General features: G+C 46.0%; 1 protein-coding gene. It reads right to left on the bottom strand.

The features are described from left to right. Positions 1-263 (bottom strand): sigma-E processing peptidase SpoIIGA (locus tag SB775_RS30610; protein WP_410865023.1); only part of this gene is annotated, 263 nt, incomplete at both ends.

The following is a 263-nucleotide window of genomic DNA, read 5'->3' as shown; positions in this document are numbered from 1 at the left end:
ATAGCACGGTAGCTCTTTTTTCCGAGTACAAACACCAGTGCAAAACCAATGCCGAGAATCGCGAGCGTCGGTTTGAATCCAATCCCAAAACCATCGTTGTGAGTCACCACCAGTCCATTCACGATTTCACTTCGAGGAGCCAAAAAGTATTGAAGCCCAAACACTCCTCCGCCAAAAACAAACGCAACGAAGTAAAAAATAATCAGGTTGTTCGCAAACGCCAGCAGTCTTCTGTTACCAAAGGCAATCCACAGCATCACGAT

The organism is Peribacillus sp. SIMBA_075 (assembly GCF_046534585.1).
This window is presented reverse-complemented; position numbering and strand designations above follow the sequence as displayed.